The following is an 18,507-nucleotide window of genomic DNA, read 5'->3' on the forward strand; positions in this document are numbered from 1 at the left end:
AAGTTGGTGTGAATAATCTAAAAAAAGGCGATAGTAATCATGATAAATACAATTTTGATTCCCGCCCTAGTTGCTATTGTTTCAATTGTTGTAGGTTCTGGTATTGGATATAGCATTAGAAAGAACGTTTGGGAGAAAAATGCTCAAAACGCTCAACAGGATGCTGCCCACATCTTAGCAGATGCTAAATCACAAGTTGCTGCTGCTGAAGCAGAAGTTAATGCGCAAAAGCAAGCCGCTGAAGCCATAAAGCAGGCTGCTGAGAATACTAAAAAAGAAAAAATTCTTGAAGCCCAAGAAGAAATCCATGATTATAAACAAAAAACTGAAGACGAACTGAATGTAAAGCGTGATGAAATAGCTCGTCAGCATAATCGTCTTCAACAGCGTGAAGATACGTTAGATCATAAGAATTCTTTATTGGATGAAAGAGAAGCCGGACTCACACAAAAAGAAGACAAACTAAAGCAGCAAAAAGCTAGCTTAGATCAAAAACTAAGTGATGCTGATGAATTAGTTGAAAAGAGAAAGCAAAAACTTTATGAAGTTGCTAGTCTTGATAAGGAGAAAGCTAAAGAATTAGTTTTAAGCAACTTATCAGATGAACTTGTTAAAGAACGTGCTGAAATGATTAGAAATAGCAATGAAGAAGTTCAAGCTAAAGCTGATCATTTTGCTCATCAAGTAATTGTCGATGCTATTCAAAGTAGCGCTGCAGATACTGTAGCTGAAACAACAGTTTCGGTAGTAGATTTACCAAATGAAGAAATGAAAGGTAGAATTATTGGTCGTGAAGGACGCAATATTCGATCTTTTGAGGCTCTTACTGGTATTGATTTAATTATCGATGATACACCAAAAGTTGTTACCTTGAGCGGGTTTGATCCGATTAGACGTGAAATTGCTAAAAGAGCAATGGAGCGTTTGATTAAAGATGGTCGAATTCATCCTGCTCGAATTGAGGAAATGGTTGATAAGGCCAGAAAAGAAGTAAATGATGATATTTATGAAGCTGGTGAAAGCGCCTTAATGGAACTTGGGATTCATAGAATGAATCCAGAATTAGTTAAGGTATTAGGTCGACTTAAGTATCGTACTTCATATGGTCAAAATGTCCTTGCTCACTCAATTGAAGTTGGTAAGCTTGCTGGTACTATGGCTGCAGAACTTGGCTTAGATGAAAAATTAGCAGTTCGTGCGGGATTATTACACGATATTGGAAAAGCCATCGATCATGATATTGAAGGTTCTCACGTAGAAATAGGTGTAGAATTAACTAGAAAGTATCATGAACCTGACTTGGTTATTAATGCGATTGCTGCACACCACGGAGATGTACCAAAATTGTCGTATATTGCAGAGCTAGTTGTTGCTGCAGATACATTGTCTTCTGCTCGTCCAGGAGCTAGAAGTGAGAGTTTGGAAAATTATATTAGACGTTTAACAGAACTTGAAAAAATCGCTAAAAGCTATCAAGGTGTTAAGGAAGCCTATGCTATTCAAGCTGGACGTGAGGTTCGAGTTATGGTTGAACCTGATGAAATTTCAGACGATCGCACAACGATTTTGGCACGAGATATTAGAAATCAAGTAGAAAAAGAACTTGATTATCCAGGTAATATTAAAATTACTGTGATTCGTGAAAAACGTGTAGTTGCAGTTGCAAAATAAAAAAGCTAGATCTTTATGGATCTAGCTTTTTTATTTAATTTGAATTTGTGCAAAATTGTCTCTACTTGTATAATTAAGGCTAGCATTTATAAAGAAAGTAGCAAGATATGTTTAAAATTATTGTTGAATTATTCTTTTTAGTTATCATTCAAGCGGCTATCACGCCTTTTATTAGGCGTTTAGCATTTGTGCTTGGAGCAGTTGATAATCCTAATGCAAGAAGAGTTAATAAAAAACCGATGCCTACTATTGGTGGTTTAGGGATTTTTGTAACTTATAATATTGGGGCATTTGTTTTATTAAGGGATCAGTTTCCTACGCATGAGCTTTTTTCAGTATTATTGGCATCTAGCGTTATTGTATTAACAGGGATGATTGATGATATATTGGAACTTAAACCTCGCCAAAAAATGATAGGGATTTTTATTGCATCTTTAATTATTTATTTTTTAGCTGGAATTAGGATGAATGTTTTAAATGTTCCTTTTGTTCATAAAGAAATTCAGCTAGGGTGGTGGAGTCTGCCGATAACTATTTTTTGGATTTTGGCATTAACTAATGCAGTTAATCTAATTGATGGCTTAGATGGACTTGCTGATGGTGTATCAATGATTTCACTAACAACTATGGGAATAGTTGGTTATTTCTTTTTACATACTCATCAATTGTATGTTCCGATTGCTTGCTTCATGATGGCGGCATGTTTACTTGGATTTTTGCCTTATAATTTTCATCCAGCTAAGATTTTTTTAGGGGATACTGGAGCGCTTTTTATTGGTTTCATGATTGCGGTATTGTCTTTAAAAGGACTAAAAAATGTAACTTTTATTTCTTTACTTGTACCAATTATAATTCTAGGAGTTCCAATTACAGATACCGTGTACGCAATGATTCGCCGCTGGCTAAATAAAAAACCAATTTCCCAAGCTGATAAGCATCACCTTCATCACCAATTAATGAAGATGGGACTTACTCATCGACAAACTGTTTTAACGATTTATGCATTATCGTTGGTATTTTCATTCATTTCACTTTTATTTTTGCTTTCACCAACTTGGGGAATTTGGCCATTAATTGTTGCATTATTATTTGCTTTGGAACTCTTTGTGGAGTCAATTGGGTTATTAGGTGAGAGATATCACCCTTTAATGCATATAATTCAAAAAATGATTAATAAAAAGAGCAAAGTTGACCCAACAGTTGAGGTTTGGCATTTGGGAGAAGAAAAACCTAATCAATTAAAGCAGCATAAAAATAATAAATAAAAATGGACCTTATGGGTCCATTTTTTATTGTTCATGATAATTTGTATTTTCAACTGGAATTTCGTTATAGCGTTTTTCTCCTTTATTAAATTCCACTTGTCCTGATAAAAGATTAATAATATCAGCTTCAAATTGACTTACATCACTTTCATCAAGAAAAACGCTTATTTTTACATCAACACCATATTCTGTATTTGAAATAAATACTTTATTTTCTTTTAAATAATGATCCACTTCATCAAAACGATTATATGCAACTGAAAAAATTAGCTCTTGTTGCAAAACTCGTTTTACTACGCCAATTTTTTGAACTCCTTCAGTCACACTATTAGAATAAGCGCGAATTAAGCCACCTGCACCAAGTTTAATTCCTCCAAAATATCTGGTAACCACTACTACAACATTTTTAATATTCATCAATTGCAAAGCCTTAAGCTCAGGAACACCGGCTGTTCCGGAAGGCTCGCCGTTATCGCTGGCTTTTACTTGGTCATCATGAAGGCCGATAGTATAAGCAAATGTGTTGTGATTAGCATCGCGATATTTTTTTGAGATTTCTTGAATAAATTCATTAGCTTCTTCTACAGATGTTACTCGAGCTAAACTAGCGATAAATTTACTCTTTTTGATAATAATTTCATGATTGCCGTTTTCCTTAATAGTTAAAAAATTTTCTTTTTCTGACAAAGAACTCGCCTCTTTTTACGTAAATATTATTGTGAAAGTATGAGGTGAAAAATTATGCAAGATTTGACACCATTAATTGGTCGCCAATGGCTAACCAGTCAAGAGGATTCTAGCACATTTGATGGCTGTATGAAAATTCCTGCAATAAAAAATAATTATTGCCAACGTTGCGGTGCAAATGTTTATGCAAAGTTACCTAACCAAAAATTATATTGCAGAGAATGTATTGGAATTGGCAGAATTGTAGAAGGGGATACAATAGTTGGCTATCAAATAGAAAAAGATTTTAAAAAAATACTAGATGGCGGTCTTTCTTGGAAAGGCACATTAACTCCTTTACAACAAAATATTTCTACTAATCTTGTAAATAATTATTTATCAAAAAAGAATAGTTTGGTTCATGCAGTAACGGGTGCAGGAAAAACTGAGATGTTATTTGAATTGATTGCAAAATGTATGAGTTTAGGTAAGAGAGCTTGTATTGCTACACCAAGAATTGATGTGGTAAATGAGCTTTATCCTAGATTTTGCCAAGCTTTTGAAAAAATAAAAATTGGTAAATATCATGGACGAGAATTTAATGAGGCAAGTTTTGATCAATTGACTATTTGTACTACGCATCAATTATTAAAATTTTATCAAGCTTTCGATTTATTAATTATTGATGAGGTTGACTCTTTTCCTTATGCAGGCGATAGGCAACTGCACTTTGCTGCTAAACATGCTATAAAAGTGTCTGGTGTGAGAGTATACTTAACAGCAACTCCAACTGATGATTTACTCAAAGAAGTGAAGGAAGGAAATTTAGAAGTCTTAAAACTAAATAGACGTTTTCATGGAGGATTATTGCCAGTACCAAAAGAAAAATTGTTTTTGCGACCATTTTTGCAAAAAGATAAGATTCATCCAAAATTATTAAATGAAATTATTACAGTTATTAAACATGGACATCCGCTTTTGCTATTTGTGCCACGAGTTGAACAAATTCCAGTATATTTACAAGCTTTAAAAAAGAATAGTCAACTTCAAGAAGTTAAGATGGATGGGGTTCATGCAGCTGATAAAAGGAGACTAGAAAAAGTACAGGAGTTTCGTGAGAATAAATTACAATTATTAGTTACGACTACTATTTTAGAACGTGGGGTAACTTTTAAGCATGTATGGGTAATTATCGTAGCAGCAGATGACGAAATTTATACCAGTGCAAGTTTGGTTCAAATTGCTGGGCGCGTGGGAAGAGCAAAAGATGACAAAACTGGACTAGTATTATATTGCTATCATAAATATACTAAAAATATTAAAGCTGCTATGAAGCAGATAAGGAAAATGAATCAATGATTTGTTTATTATGCGGACAAAGTTATGCGCCTGAAATATCTTATTTGAAGATTTTTTCTTTAAATAATTATACTCAAACTAAATTATGTCCTCATTGTTTAGCAAAGTTTGAGCGATTATCATCAATTCAATGCAGAATTTGTTCAAAAAATTTGGAAAAAGAAGGTATATGCTCTGATTGTGAGTATTGGCAGAAAAAATATCATGGTAAAACATTAAAAAATCATGCTATCTTTCGTTATAATTTGTATTTTCATGACTTAATGGTCCAATATAAACGTTATGGAGATTATATATTGAAAGATGTATTAGCAGAGTTATGCAAAAAAGAACTTAAAAAATTAAAGGCAGATTTATATGTTCCAATACCAACTTCTCCAGAACATCAAAAAAGAAGGCAGTTTGATACAATTAGTGCAATTTATGCTGATATTTTGCCTTTAACACCACTTTTAATTAAAGAGGCTGGACTGGATAGTCAGGGCGAAAAAAACAAACAAGAGCGCTTAAAAACAGGCCAAGGTTTTTTGCTTGCAAAAAAAGTTCAAATCAGAGAAAATTTAAATATAAGGAAAATTGTATTGCTGGATGACATCTATACTACGGGAAGAACGCTTTATCATGCTCGAGATAAGGTATGGGAGCACTTTCCGGATTCTCAAATTGAGAGTTTTTCAATTTGTCGATAAATAAGTTGGAAAATATTGTAAAACGCTTACATATTCTGCTATAATAAATATGTAAACAAAAAACCGTACAATCGGTGGAAGGAGAATCTTATATGTTAAAGTACAATGTTCGTGGAGAAAATATCGAAGTAACTGATGCTTTAAGAAGCTATGTTGAAAAGCGCTTAAATAAACTTGAAAAGTATTTTGAACTTGATCAAGATGTAATTGCTCATGTTAACTTGAAAGTTTATCGTGATCGTACTGCTAAAGTTGAAGTTACTATTCCATTACCATACTTAGTTTTAAGAGCAGAAGAAACCACGGATGATATGTATCGCAGTATCGACTTTGTTTCTGAAAAGCTTGAACGTCAAATTAGAAAGTACAAGACTCGCGTTAATAGAAAGAGCCGTGAAAAGGGTCTTCAAGATTTCTTCGTTGAAACTACTGAGGAAGAAGAAAAGAAGCCAAACGAATTTGATATCGTTCGTAACAAGCAAGTTGATTTAAAGCCGATGGATCCAGAAGAAGCAATTTTGCAAATGGATATGCTTGAACATGATTTCTTTGTATTTCAAGATGCAGAAACTAATGGCACAAGCATTGTCTACCGTAGAAACGATGGACGTTATGGTTTAATTGAAACTAACGAATAAAAATAAAATCAAACTAATGAATATGAAGGCCTCGCATAAATTTATGCGAGGCTTTTGCTGGTTTATTTTCCATTTTGGAATAATCATGTTAAAATTAATCTGTATTTCTAGACTTTACGATATATAAGGATCGATTGAATGGCAAACATAATAAAAAAACTATATAACGCTGATAAAAGAGAACTGAAAAAATTTGAAAAATATGCAGAAAAAGTAGAAGCATTATCAGATGAATACAGTAAGCTTTCTGATGATGAATTAAAAGCAAAAACACCAGAATTTCGTGAACGTTTGCAACAAGGTGAAACTTTAGATGATATTTTGCCAGAAGCGTTTGCGACTGCCAGAGAAGGGGCTAAACGTGTCCTTGGGCTTTACCCATTCCACGTTCAGATTTTAGGTGGTATTGCGCTTCACTTTGGTAATATTGCAGAAATGATGACTGGTGAAGGTAAGACTTTAACGGCTACTATGCCAGTATATTTGAATGCTTTAGAGCAAAAGGGTGTACACGTTGTTACTGTTAACGAATACTTATCAAGTCGTGACGAAGAAGAGATGGGTCAGCTTTATAAATGGCTCGGTCTTACTGTAGGTCTTAACCTTAACTCTATGTCACCTGATGAAAAGCGTGAAGCTTATAATTGTGATGTTACTTATTCAACAAATTCAGAACTAGGTTTTGATTATTTACGTGATAACATGGTAGTTTATAAGGAGCAGATGGTACAGCGTCCGCTTAACTACGCAATTATCGACGAAGTTGACTCTATTTTAATTGATGAAGCTAGAACTCCATTGATTATTTCAGGGGAAGCTGAACAAGCAAATAGTGATTATATTCGTGCTGATCGCTTTGTTAAAACTTTAACTGAAGATAAAAGTGATGATGAAGAAGAAAGCGATGAAGATTTTGGCGATTACAAGATTGACTGGCCAACTAAGACTATCGCTTTAACTAGATCAGGTATTGCTAAAGCTGAAGAACATTTTGGTCTTAAAAATTTGTATGATGTTGAAAATCAAAAGTTAGTTCACCATATTGACCAAGCTCTTCGTGCTAACTATATCATGTTAAAAGATATTGATTATGTTGTTCAAGATGGCGAAGTAATGATTGTGGACTCCTTTACTGGTCGTGTAATGGAGGGACGTCGTTATTCAGATGGTCTTCACCAAGCTATTGAAGCAAAAGAAGGTGTAAAGATTCAAGAAGAATCTAAGACACAAGCAACAATCACTTACCAAAACTTCTTTAGAATGTATAATAAGTTGTCTGGTATGACTGGTACAGGTAAGACTGAAGAAGAAGAATTCCGTGAAATCTATAATATGCAGGTAATCACGATTCCAACTAACCGTCCAATCGCTAGAAAAGATATGCCGGATATTCTTTATCCAACTCTTGATTCAAAGTTTAAGGCTGTTGTTAAAGAAATCAAAGAACGTCATGCTAAAGGACAACCAGTTTTAGTTGGTACTGTAGCTATTGAAAGTTCTGAAAGACTTAGCCATATGCTGGATGAAGAAGGAATTCCACATGCTGTGTTGAATGCTAAAAATCACGCAAAAGAAGCTCAGATTATCATGAATGCTGGTCAAAAGGGTGCTGTAACTATTGCTACTAACATGGCTGGACGTGGTACTGATATCAAATTAGGGCCTGGTGTAAAAGAATTAGGTGGATTAGCTGTTATTGGGACCGAACGTCATGAATCTCGTCGTATTGATAACCAGCTTCGTGGACGTTCTGGTAGACAAGGAGATCCTGGATATACAAGATTCTATCTCTCGCTTGAAGATGATTTGATGAAACGATTTGGTGGAGATCGGGTTAAGACTTTCTTGGATCGTTTATCAGACAATGATGATGATAAAGTTATTGAAAGTCGCTTGATTACTCGTCAGGTTGAATCAGCACAAAAGCGTGTTGAAGGTAATAACTATGATACACGTAAGCAAACTCTTCAATATGATGATGTTATGAGAATTCAACGTGAAATAATTTACGGCGAACGTATGCAAGTAATTGAATCGGAAGATACTTTAAAACCAGTATTAATTCCAATGATTCATAGAACTATTGATAGTCAAATTGCAATGTTTACTCAAGGTGAAAGAAAAGACTGGCGTCTAGACTCACTTCGTGACTTCATCATTTCTAGTTTAACTTCAGAAGAAGAAGCTGATAAGATTGACTTTAAGACGATTACGCCTGAAGAATTGAAGAAAAAGCTCTATGACATTGTTGAAGCAAACTTTGAAGAAAAGGAAAAGGCTTTAGCAGATAAGTCCCAAATGCTTGAATTTGAAAAAGTAGTTATCTTACGTGTTGTTGATGATCGTTGGACTGATCATATTGATGCTATGGATCAATTACGTCAATCAATTGGGCTTCGTGGCTACGGACAACTTAATCCACTTGTTGAATATCAAGATTCTGGTTATAGAATGTTTGAAGAAATGGTTTCTAACATTGAATTTGATGTAACTCGCTTATTCATGAAGGCAGAAATTAGACAAAATCTTAGTCGTTAAGGCCAAAAGAGGAGGTGGAGAACTTCCTCTTTTTTTAAAGAATAAAAGGTGAAATTTATGGAAATTAGTGAAATTCAAAGTGTGCTAGATGAATTAAATAAGCGTCTAGATCACTTTAGGGGGTCTCTTTGACTTAGATGCAATAAATGAAAGCATCGAAATTAATGAGGCAAAGATGGCGGAGCCAGATTTTTGGAATAATCAAGAAAAAGCTCAAAAATTAATTGCGGAAAATAATCTCCTTAAGGAAAAACGTGATTCATTTATGAAGCTTGAAAATGATTACAATGACGAAATTGCTGCTCTTGAGTTATTACGTATGGAAGAGGATCCAGAATTGCAAACTGAAGTTGAAGAAAATTTGCAAAGTTTGCAAGAGAATTTCCACAATTATGAGTTAGACTTACTTTTATCCGGAAAATATGATGGACATAATGCATTAATGGAAATTCACCCAGGTGCCGGTGGTACTGAAGCTATGGATTGGGGGCAGATGCTCTTTAGAATGTATCAGCGCTATTGTGATGCTAATGGATTAAATTTTGAAATCAATAATTATGAACCTGGTGAAGAAGCTGGATTAAAGAGTGTTAGCGTCAGAATTAGCGGAAAAAATGCATATGGGATGCTCAAATCAGAAAATGGTGTTCATCGTTTAGTACGTATTTCACCATTTGATTCCGCTAAAAGAAGACATACTTCTTTTGCTTCGGTCGAAGTCATTCCAGAAATTGATGATAGTATTGAAGTTGATATTGATCCAAAAGATTTGCGTATAGATGTGTATCGTTCAAGTGGTGCCGGTGGTCAGCATATTAATAAAACTTCAAGTGCGGTAAGAATTACCCACCTACCAACAGGAATTGTTACAACTTCACAAGCTCAAAGATCTCAACTGCAAAACCGAGAAACTGCAATGAATGAATTACGTGCGAAGCTGTTTCATTTAGAAGAAGAAAAGAAACTTAAGCAAAAACAAGCCTTAAAAGGTGAACAAAAAGAAATAGGTTGGGGTTCACAGATTCGGTCATATGTTTTTCATCCTTATAATTTGGTTAAGGATTTACGTACAGGCTATGAAACCGCAGATACAAGTGGTGTAATGGATGGAAAGTTAAATCCATTTATTTATGCATATTTGCAGTGGTTATTAGCACAAGAAAATCCAGAGTAGGTGATAATATGTCTTTAACAGGAATTATTGTTCTTGTATTAGTTGCAGTAATAATTTTAAGTATGCTGTTTGCTTTATTTCATATATTTATTATGCTACTTCCCGTGGCGGCAGTAGCAGTGGGTATTATTTGGTTATTGTTAAAATTATCAGCCAAAAAAGGGAATAATATGCCTTCAAATGGTAATTTTACTAATAAAACACAATCTAACTCCGGTCGTAAAAAAGCACGTAATGTGACTACTAAAGATGTAGATAAATAATTGAGGCATAAAAATGGTAGAAGCAGTTCAATTAAAAAAATTAATTCGTGATAATAAAATTATTCATGTTTATCAAGGTGAACATGTAGTTGATGAAAAAGAAATTTCAGTTTCAGATATTTATCGTCCTGGTTTGGAATTAACAGGTTATTTTGATTTTTATCCTAAACAACGTATTCAGCTTTTGGGTCGAACTGAGATTTCCTATGCAGCGAGATTAGATCATGAAACTCGAATGCGAGTTTTTACAAAAATGTGTACTGATGAAACTCCATGTTTTTTGATTTCGCGTTCTCTTCCAGTTCCAGAAGAATTAAAAGAGGCAGCAGATAAAGCGGATATTCCAATTTTACAATCTCCTGAATCAACTACCTATGTTTCTAGCATTTTGACAGATTATTTACGTGAACGCTTAGCAAAAAGAACTAGTATTCATGGAGTACTTGTTGAAATTAAGGGTATGGGGGTAATGCTTATTGGAGCATCTGGTGTCGGAAAGTCTGAAACAGCTTTGGGCTTAGTACATCGCGGACATCGTTTAATTGCCGATGATAGAGTTGATGCTTATCAAAAAGATCACGACACTGTTATGGGAGAAGCACCTAAAATTTTACGTCACTTGATGGAAATTCGCGGAATAGGTATTATTGATGTAATGAATTTATTTGGTGCTGGTGCTGTTAAAGATCGAACAGAAATTCAATTAGTAATTAAGTTAGCTAATTGGAAAGATAATGAAAATTATGATCGATTAGGTTTTAATGAAGATACACGTGAAATTTGTAATGTTCAAATTCCACAAATTACTATTCCTGTTAAAGTAGGTCGCAATATTGAAAGTATTATTGAAGTTGCAGCAATGAATTTCCGTGCTAAGAAGATGGGATATGATGCAACTAAGGTATTTGATAATAATTTAGTTAATTTGATTGCGGATAACTCAAAGCAGGATGCAAAAGGGAAAAAATAAATGCAATTAGTTTTAAATCCAATTGCTTTTCATCTAGGAAACTTGAGCGTTAAATGGTACGGTATTATTATGGCCATTGCAATTATGGTCGCAACCTGGATGGCAATTAGTGAAGGAAAAAAAAGACAAATTGCTAGTGATGATTTTATAGATTTATTATTGTGGGCAGTTCCATTAGGTTATGTGGGAGCAAGAGCCTACTATGTAATATTCGAATGGAATTATTACTCGCAACACCCTGATCAAATAATAGCTATTTGGAATGGTGGGATAGCAGTTTATGGAGGATTAATTGCAGGATTACTTGTTTTATTGATATTTTGCCATAAACGAAACTTACCCCCATTTTTAATGTTAGATATTATTGCTCCGGGTGTAATGGCTGCTCAAGTAATTGGACGCTGGGGTAACTTTGTTAACCAAGAAGCTCATGGTGGTCCAACAACTTTGCACTTTTTGCAAAGTTTGCATTTGCCAGAATTTATCATCCAACAAATGAAAATTAATGGGGTTTATTATCAACCTACATTTTTGTATGAATCATTTTTTAATTTGATTGGTTTGATTTTGATTTTAAGTTTACGTCATAAAAAACATCTCTTTAAACAAGGCGAAGTTTTTATGAGTTATTTGTTATGGTATTCGGCAGTACGGTTCTTTGTTGAAGGATTAAGAACGGATAGTTTATATATATTTGGAGTAGTTCGTGTTTCTCAGGCCCTTAGCTTAATATTATTTTTTGCGGTAATTGGTTTATGGATTTACCGGCGAAAAGTAGTTAAGCCTAAGTGGTATCTTGAAGGAAGCGGCTTAAAGTATCCATATACAAGAAGTTAATTAATTCAGTTAGAAAGTTTGAGATAGAAATAAAATGACAAAAATTGCAGTTTTAGGTAACGGTTCATGGGGTTCAGTTCTTGGTTCAATGCTTGCTGATAATGGCAATGATGTGACTCTTTATGGAAATATTGAGAGTGTTAATGAAGAAATTAATGCTCATCATACTAATTCTCATTACATGAAAGATTGGTCACTTAATCCAAATGCCAAAGCAACTGGTGATTTAGAAGAAGCTTTAGAGGGTGCAGAAATTGTTTTATTTGTATTGCCAACTAAAGCTGTAAGAATCGTTGCTAAAAATGTGCGCCAAATTTTAGATAAAACTGGAGCAACACCTTTATTAGTAACTGCTACAAAAGGAATTGAGCCAGGCAGTAAGAAGTTGATTTCAGAAATTTTAACTGAAGAAATTTATCCAGAAAACAGTGATAAAATTGTGGCAATTTCTGGACCAAGTCACGCAGAAAATGTAGCTCAAAAAGACCTTACTGCTATCGCCTGTGCTTCTACAAATGAAGAAAATGCTAAGCGTGTTCAAGAAATTTTTTCTAATAATTATGTTCGTTTCTACACTAACGATGATTTAATTGGGGTTGAAGTTGGTGGTGCTGTAAAGAATGTTATCGCAATTGCAGCAGGTATTTTAGTAGGTAAAAAATATGGTGATGATGCAAAGGCTGCTCTTATGACTCGTGGACTTGCAGAAATTACTAGACTTGGTGTTAACTATTTTGGTGCTAAACCAATGACATTTAGTGGACTTTCTGGAATTGGTGACTTGATTGTAACTTGTACTTCACCTAATTCACGTAACTGGAGAGCTGGAAAGCAACTTGGAGAAGGTAAAACTTTGAACTACATTTTAAAGAATATGGGACAAGTTGTTGAAGGAGCAACTACAGTTAAAGCGGTTCATGAATTGTGTGAAGAAAAAAATATTGATATGCCAATTAGTGAAGCTGTTTATCGCGTGCTTTATGAACAAACAAATGTTGATGATGAAATTACTAGGATGATGGGTAGAAGTCCAAAACCTGAAATTCGTTTATAATATTTGCTTTTCCAACTGCTTAGAGTTATCATTACTTACGAAAAGTAAGAATAATTTATGCAAGAGGTAAATTTTATGGCTAAAGAATATGATGTAATCATTATTGGAGCTGGTCCTGGAGGCCTTACTGCTGCTCTTTACGCAAGTCGAGCTAACTTATCAGTTTTATTGCTTGATAGAGGTCCATATGGCGGACAGATGAACAATACTGATGCAATTGATAATTATCCAGGCTTTAGCGAAGTTAAAGGGCCAGAACTCAGTGAAAAAATGTATCAATCTGTAATGAAGTTTGAGCCTGATTTTGAATATGGCGATGTTCAAGATATAATTCTTGAAGGTAATAAAAAAATAGTAAAGACTGATACATCTGAGTATGTAGCACCTGCTGTAATTATTGCTACAGGTGCAGATCATAAGCATTTAAATGTACCAGGAGAAGAGGAATATTCTGGTCGCGGTGTTTCTTATTGTGCCGTTTGTGATGCAGCATTTTTTAAAGGAGAAGATGTTGCAGTAATTGGTGGTGGAGATTCAGCTGTTGAAGAAGGAATATATCTTTCTCAAATGGCTAAGTCAGTAACTATTATCCATCGCCGTGATAAATTACGGGCTCAGCCAACTTTGCAAAAGCGTGCATTTGCCAAAGATAATATTAACTTTATTTGGAATGCACAAACCGAATCAATTGATGGTGATGGTCAAAAAGTAACCGGCATTACTTACAAAGATAAAACAACTGGTGAAGTAAAAACATTACCAGTTGCTGGAGTATTTATTTATGTTGGAGTACTAGCTCAGACGAAGCCATTTGAGAACTTAGGTATTTTAGATAGTCATGGTTGGATTCCAACTGATGAACATATGAAAACTAAAATTCCTGGAGTTTTTGCTTTGGGAGATGTTCGTCAAAAAGATTTACGCCAAATTGCTAATGCAGTTGGAGATGGAAGTATTGCTGGTCAAGAGGCATATAACTATCTTCAGAGCTTAAATGATTAAACTATATGAAATATTTTTAAAGAGTACCATGCTAACAGTAGCATGGTACTCTTTTTATGTTTTGTTGTATTCGCTTACATAAATTAGTGAAAAAGTGCACTAATAGGTTTATAATGAAAATATTGACGATGACTTATTTGCACTATATAGCTACTATCCTATATAGAGAATCACTTTTATTTAGAAAGTTGGGTGACAAAATAAAGTGGATGTTAATAAACGTCTCGATTCATTTTTATTAGGTAATGAATTACATGCTCAAGATGTATTAGGATGTCATTTTTATGATAATAAATATTTTTTTAGAGTATGGGCTCCTAAGGCGCAGCAAGTTTGGCTTGTTGGAGATTTTAATAATTGGGACAAGTCTCTAAAAATGACAAACGAAAATGGCATTTGGAGCATTTCAACTGAATTACCTCAAAAAGGTCAATTATATAAATATTTAATAAAGCAGGCAAATGGGCGAGAAGTAATGAAAATGGATCCCTTTGCTATTGAGCTTGAGCCGCGTCCAGGAAATGCAGCAGTTGTAGTTGATTTGCCTAATAAAACTTGGCACGATGAGCATTGGAATAATCAAAATAAACGCGAAAATCATTTTACGAAGCCTATTAATATCTATGAAGTACATGAAAGTTCTTGGAAAAGACATTCTGACGGATCCTTGTATACTTTAAAAGAATTGCAACAAGAATTAATACCTTATGTAAAAAAGCAGGGATTTAATTATATTGAGTTTTTACCACTAACAGCTCATCCTTTAGATGCTTCTTGGGGTTACCAATCAATTGGATATTTTGCTTTGGAAAGAACTTATGGGACTCCAGAGGATTTGCAGAATTTTGTAGAAGCTTGTCATCAAGAAAATATAGGAGTATTCACAGATTGGGTTCCCGGTCATTTTTGTAAAAATGATGATGCGCTAGCTTATTATGATGGGAGTGCTTGTTTTGAATTTGCTGAAGGATGGCGTGCAGACAATAAAGGTTGGGGGGCATTAAACTTTGACCTAGGTAAGCCTGAAGTACAATCTTTTTTACTCTCTAGTGCTCTTTTTTGGTTAGAATTTTATCATTTAGACGGTTTAAGAGTTGATGCGGTATCTAATATGCTTTATCGTGACTATGATAGAGGGCCCGGTCAATGGAAACCTGATAAATTTGGCGGAAATCGTAGTTTAGAAGGAATTGACTTTTTACAAAAACTAAATCGCACTGTTAAGGGACTTCATCCAGAGAGTTTAATGATGGCAGAAGAAAGTTCAGCACAAGTTAAGATTACTGGTCGAATTGAAGATGGTGGATTAGGTTTTGATTTCAAATGGAACATGGGGTGGATGAATGATATTCTTCGCTTTTATGAAATGGATCCATTATTTAGAAAGTATAATTTCAATTTAGCTACATTTTCTTTTATGTACCGAATGAGTGAAAATTTTATTTTACCTTTGTCTCATGATGAGGTTGTTCATGGTAAACGTAGTTTAATGAATAAAATGTTTGGTAATCGTGAAATGCAATTTGCGCAATTGCGAAATTTATATACTTTAATGATTACATATCCTGGTAAAAAACTTTTATTTATGGGCAGCGAGTATGGTCAATATTTGGAATGGCGATATAACGAAGGCCTAGAATGGTCTGAATTAAAAGATCCCTTAAATAGAAAAATGTTGTTATTTGACCGGCGATTAAATGATTTTTATTTAAAAGAGCCAGCTTTATGGCAACTAGAACAAAAAGAAGATTCCGTAAAAATTATTGATGCGGATAATAAGGATGAATCAGTCTTAACCTTTATTAGACAAGGAAAAAATCGACATGATTTTTTAATTATAATTTTAAACTTTACTCCTGTTGAACGAAAAGATTTTACTGTAGGAGTTCCTTACGGTGGACAATATCATGAAGTTTTAAATAGTGAAAAAACAGAGTTTGGTGGAAAGTGGCATAAACGTTCACAAAAAGTTAATAGTAAACATGAATCATTTAAAGATTTTGAATATCAAATTCATATAGATCTTCCGAGCTTCGGGGCAATGATTTTAAAACCTGAAAATATTCAAATAAAGCAAAATAAAAAGTAGGAGAACAAGATGAATGTAAAAATGCTGGGATTAATTTTAGCTGGTGGAAAAGGAACTAGATTAGGAAAGCTTACTAGTGATCAAGCCAAGCCAGCTGTACCTTTTGGTGGTAGATATCGTATTATTGATTTTACTTTAAGTAATTGTGCTAATTCTGGTGTACGTAATATAGGAATTATTACTCAATATCAGCCTCTTTTACTTAATAAACATATTGGTAATGGTGCTAGCTGGGGACTAGATGGTTTAGATGCAAGTGCTACTATCTTGCAGCCATATACTGATAATGCTGGAAGCAAGTGGTTCAAAGGAACTGCACATGCCATTTATCAAAATATTGATTACATTGATAGTCAAAATCCTGAGTATGTTTTGATTTTATCAGGAGACCACATCTATAAGATGGATTATGAAGCAATGCTTGAAGAACATCGTAAAAATAAGGCTTCTTTGACAGTCGCAGTAATTGATGTTCCTTGGAAAGAAGCACTTCGTTTTGGCATTATGAATACTGATGTCAGTGGTAGAATCATCCAATTTGAAGAAAAACCAAAAAAGCCAAAAAGTAATCACGCATCAATGGGGATCTATATTTTTAACTGGAAACGTCTTCGAGAAGTATTAACAACTGCATTTAGTACAAATGATGATATGATCGATTTTGGTAAGGATGTAATTCCTTATTATCTTAAAAGTGATGAGCGTGTATTTTCATATCAATTCTCAGGTTATTGGAAAGATGTAGGAACTATTGATTCTCTTTGGGCTGCTAATATGGAATTTTTAGATGGTAGTGATGGTTTGAATTTATATGATAGATCTTGGCGCATCTATACTAAAAACCCAATTGCACCTCCTCAAGTGATTACTGACCATGCTTCAATTAGTAATTCAATGATAGTTGATGGCTGTTATGTTGATGGGAATATTAAACATTCAATTTTGTCAACTAATGTTGATGTTCAACAAGGTTCAGAGATTGTTGACTCTGTTATTATGCCTGGAGTAAAAATTGGCAAAAATGTCAAAATTAAACATGCAATTATCGGTGAAAATGCCAAAATTGGTGATGGGGCAGTAGTTGAAGGCAATGATGAAGAAATTGAAGTAGTAGGAAATTCAGAAAGAATTGGGGTTTTACCAAATGAAAACTAATAAGATGGCTGCTATTTTTAGCAATCAACATGAATACACTGAGTTGCGTCCGTTAACTGATGAAAGATCCTTATCTACTTTATATTTTGCAGGAAAATATCGCATAATGGATTTTTCATTGTCAAGTATTGTAAATGCTGGAATTAATAATGTCTATACTTTAATCAATGAAGAAAAAGTTCGCTCTTACCTTGATCATTTAGGTGGAGGAAAAGAATGGGGTCTTGATACTATTGGTTCTTATAAGTATTTAGACTTTTATCAAAAAATTATGCAAGCTCAAGCAGCTGGTGAAGGATATTTTAATGATGTAATTAATTTTCTAGAAACATCAAACTATCCGTATACTGTATTTATTGAAAATAAAATGGTAGCCAATTTAGATTTACAGTCGGTTCTGCATTTCCATCAAGAAAATAATAATAAAATCACTGCAGTCTTTAAAAAAGTAGGTACGGATAATGTAGCTGCAGATGATAGAATGTTTATTTTAGATGATAAAAATACCATAGTGTCCTGCCAGCAAATTATTGATGCTCAAAAGCAAAATTCCTATAATTTAAGCCTTAATATTTATATAGCAAATACCAGCTGGCTGATTTCAGAATTAAAACGTGCTCAAAGAAGTGATGCTTCTATTAATATTGGTAAGAGATTAGCGAATTTAGCAGCTAAATACCGGACTAGCGCTTATGAATATACAGGATATTTACATAATATTCATGACATTCCAAGTTACTACAAGGCTAACATGGATATGATTGATAAAAATAAGCGCGATCTTTTGCTTTATGGTAATCAAAAAATAATTACTCGTATTCGTAATGAGGTTGGAACATATTTTTCAAATGATTCTAAAGTTAGAGATTCAATGCTAGCTACTGGATGTAAAATAAAAGGTGAAGTTGATAGCAGTATTATTTCTAGAAGAGTAGATATTGATCATGACAGTAAAGTTTATAAGTCAGTTATTATGGCTAACTGTAATTTAGGTAAAAATAGTCATATAGAATATGCAATTTTAGATAAGAATGTTGTTGTTGACGAAAATGTGACGATTAAAGGTACACCTGAAAGACCAATTGTGGTTAAAAAAGGTGCAGTTGTAAGTAAAGATTTGATTAATGAATAAGGAGT

16 protein-coding genes are annotated in these 18,507 nt (G+C 33.9%); 15 read left to right on the forward strand and 1 reads right to left on the reverse strand.

Going from position 1 to position 18,507, the window contains the following annotated elements; all coding sequences use genetic code 11:
- The first annotated feature begins 39 nt into the window (after window positions 1-39).
- The gene (gene rny, locus FOD82_RS02760; protein ID WP_144354968.1) at window positions 40-1,671 is read left to right on the forward strand and encodes a ribonuclease Y; all 1,632 of its coding nucleotides are present in this window, start codon (window positions 40-42) and stop codon (window positions 1,669-1,671) included.
- 107 nt (window positions 1,672-1,778) lie between these two features.
- On the forward strand, window positions 1,779-2,936 hold the full coding sequence (locus FOD82_RS02765) for an MraY family glycosyltransferase (protein ID WP_144354969.1): 1,158 nt from the start codon (window positions 1,779-1,781) through the stop codon (window positions 2,934-2,936).
- 24 nt (window positions 2,937-2,960) lie between these two features.
- Here the strand turns inward: FOD82_RS02765 and FOD82_RS02770 are convergent, their stop codons facing one another.
- Window positions 2,961-3,623: a YigZ family protein gene (locus FOD82_RS02770; RefSeq protein ID WP_144354970.1), complete on the reverse strand. Its 663-nt coding sequence runs from the start codon at window positions 3,621-3,623 to the stop codon at window positions 2,961-2,963.
- 54 nt (window positions 3,624-3,677) lie between these two features.
- Between FOD82_RS02770 and FOD82_RS02775 the strand changes: the two genes are divergently transcribed.
- From FOD82_RS02775 to glgD, 13 genes are all read left to right on the forward strand, one after another.
- Window positions 3,678-4,961 carry a helicase-related protein gene (locus FOD82_RS02775; protein ID WP_144354971.1) on the forward strand — a complete coding sequence of 428 codons (1,284 nt, stop codon included), beginning with the start codon at window positions 3,678-3,680 and terminating at the stop codon, window positions 4,959-4,961.
- Window positions 4,958-5,650: a ComF family protein gene (locus tag FOD82_RS02780; protein WP_144354972.1), complete on the forward strand. Its 693-nt coding sequence runs from the start codon at window positions 4,958-4,960 to the stop codon at window positions 5,648-5,650. The genes FOD82_RS02775 and FOD82_RS02780 overlap by 4 nt, the downstream gene beginning before the upstream one ends.
- Before the next feature lie 92 nt (window positions 5,651-5,742).
- Entirely contained in the window at window positions 5,743-6,288 is a 546-nt protein-coding gene (raiA, locus tag FOD82_RS02785) for a ribosome-associated translation inhibitor RaiA (RefSeq protein ID WP_144354973.1), read from the forward strand.
- A gap of 138 nt (window positions 6,289-6,426) precedes the next feature.
- The gene (secA, locus tag FOD82_RS02790; RefSeq protein ID WP_144354974.1) at window positions 6,427-8,826 is read left to right on the forward strand and encodes a preprotein translocase subunit SecA; all 2,400 of its coding nucleotides are present in this window, start codon (window positions 6,427-6,429) and stop codon (window positions 8,824-8,826) included.
- Window positions 8,827-8,883: 57 nt separating this feature from the next.
- Window positions 8,884-10,000 (forward strand): peptide chain release factor 2 gene (prfB, locus tag FOD82_RS02795; RefSeq protein ID WP_186277704.1). Its coding sequence is split into 2 segments (ribosomal slippage): window positions 8,884-8,955 and window positions 8,957-10,000, totalling 1,116 coding nucleotides; the frame shifts between segments, so codons are not numbered across the junction.
- A gap of 8 nt (window positions 10,001-10,008) precedes the next feature.
- Complete coding sequence (locus FOD82_RS02800) at window positions 10,009-10,263, forward strand: hypothetical protein (protein WP_144354976.1); 255 nt, start codon at window positions 10,009-10,011, stop codon at window positions 10,261-10,263.
- 13 nt (window positions 10,264-10,276) lie between these two features.
- Window positions 10,277-11,233 (forward strand): HPr(Ser) kinase/phosphatase, encoded by a 957-nt coding sequence (gene hprK / locus FOD82_RS02805; protein WP_144354977.1) that lies wholly within the window; start codon window positions 10,277-10,279, stop codon window positions 11,231-11,233.
- On the forward strand, window positions 11,234-12,070 hold the full coding sequence (lgt, locus tag FOD82_RS02810) for a prolipoprotein diacylglyceryl transferase (protein WP_144354978.1): 837 nt from the start codon (window positions 11,234-11,236) through the stop codon (window positions 12,068-12,070).
- A gap of 34 nt (window positions 12,071-12,104) precedes the next feature.
- Window positions 12,105-13,124, forward strand: coding sequence for an NAD(P)H-dependent glycerol-3-phosphate dehydrogenase (locus tag FOD82_RS02815; protein ID WP_144354979.1), 1,020 nt, complete (start codon window positions 12,105-12,107; stop codon window positions 13,122-13,124).
- Window positions 13,125-13,199: 75 nt separating this feature from the next.
- Entirely contained in the window at window positions 13,200-14,126 is a 927-nt protein-coding gene (trxB, locus tag FOD82_RS02820) for a thioredoxin-disulfide reductase (RefSeq protein ID WP_144354980.1), read from the forward strand.
- A gap of 205 nt (window positions 14,127-14,331) precedes the next feature.
- Entirely contained in the window at window positions 14,332-16,215 is a 1,884-nt protein-coding gene (glgB, locus tag FOD82_RS02825; RefSeq protein WP_144354981.1) for a 1,4-alpha-glucan branching protein GlgB, read from the forward strand.
- A gap of 9 nt (window positions 16,216-16,224) precedes the next feature.
- Window positions 16,225-17,370 carry a glucose-1-phosphate adenylyltransferase gene (locus FOD82_RS02830; protein ID WP_144354982.1) on the forward strand — a complete coding sequence of 382 codons (1,146 nt, stop codon included), beginning with the start codon at window positions 16,225-16,227 and terminating at the stop codon, window positions 17,368-17,370.
- The gene (glgD, locus tag FOD82_RS02835; RefSeq protein WP_144354983.1) at window positions 17,360-18,502 is read left to right on the forward strand and encodes a glucose-1-phosphate adenylyltransferase subunit GlgD; all 1,143 of its coding nucleotides are present in this window, start codon (window positions 17,360-17,362) and stop codon (window positions 18,500-18,502) included. Before FOD82_RS02830 ends, glgD begins: the two co-directional genes overlap by 11 nt.
- The last annotated feature ends 5 nt before the right edge of the window (window positions 18,503-18,507 follow it).

Source organism: Lactobacillus sp. LL6, from assembly GCF_007570935.1.
Taxonomy (GTDB): Bacteria; Bacillota; Bacilli; order Lactobacillales; family Lactobacillaceae; genus Lactobacillus.

Coding starts and splice junctions, on each gene's coding strand:
- rny (WP_144354968.1), top strand. CDS start 40: ATGATAAATACAATTTTGATTCCCGCCCTAGTTGCTATTGTTTCAATT.
- FOD82_RS02765 (WP_144354969.1), top strand. CDS start 1,779: ATGTTTAAAATTATTGTTGAATTATTCTTTTTAGTTATCATTCAAGCG.
- FOD82_RS02775 (WP_144354971.1), top strand. CDS start 3,678: ATGCAAGATTTGACACCATTAATTGGTCGCCAATGGCTAACCAGTCAA.
- FOD82_RS02780 (WP_144354972.1), top strand. CDS start 4,958: ATGATTTGTTTATTATGCGGACAAAGTTATGCGCCTGAAATATCTTAT.
- raiA (WP_144354973.1), top strand. CDS start 5,743: ATGTTAAAGTACAATGTTCGTGGAGAAAATATCGAAGTAACTGATGCT.
- secA (WP_144354974.1), top strand. CDS start 6,427: ATGGCAAACATAATAAAAAAACTATATAACGCTGATAAAAGAGAACTG.
- FOD82_RS02800 (WP_144354976.1), top strand. CDS start 10,009: ATGTCTTTAACAGGAATTATTGTTCTTGTATTAGTTGCAGTAATAATT.
- hprK (WP_144354977.1), top strand. CDS start 10,277: ATGGTAGAAGCAGTTCAATTAAAAAAATTAATTCGTGATAATAAAATT.
- lgt (WP_144354978.1), top strand. CDS start 11,234: ATGCAATTAGTTTTAAATCCAATTGCTTTTCATCTAGGAAACTTGAGC.
- FOD82_RS02815 (WP_144354979.1), top strand. CDS start 12,105: ATGACAAAAATTGCAGTTTTAGGTAACGGTTCATGGGGTTCAGTTCTT.
- trxB (WP_144354980.1), top strand. CDS start 13,200: ATGGCTAAAGAATATGATGTAATCATTATTGGAGCTGGTCCTGGAGGC.
- FOD82_RS02830 (WP_144354982.1), top strand. CDS start 16,225: ATGAATGTAAAAATGCTGGGATTAATTTTAGCTGGTGGAAAAGGAACT.
- glgD (WP_144354983.1), top strand. CDS start 17,360: ATGAAAACTAATAAGATGGCTGCTATTTTTAGCAATCAACATGAATAC.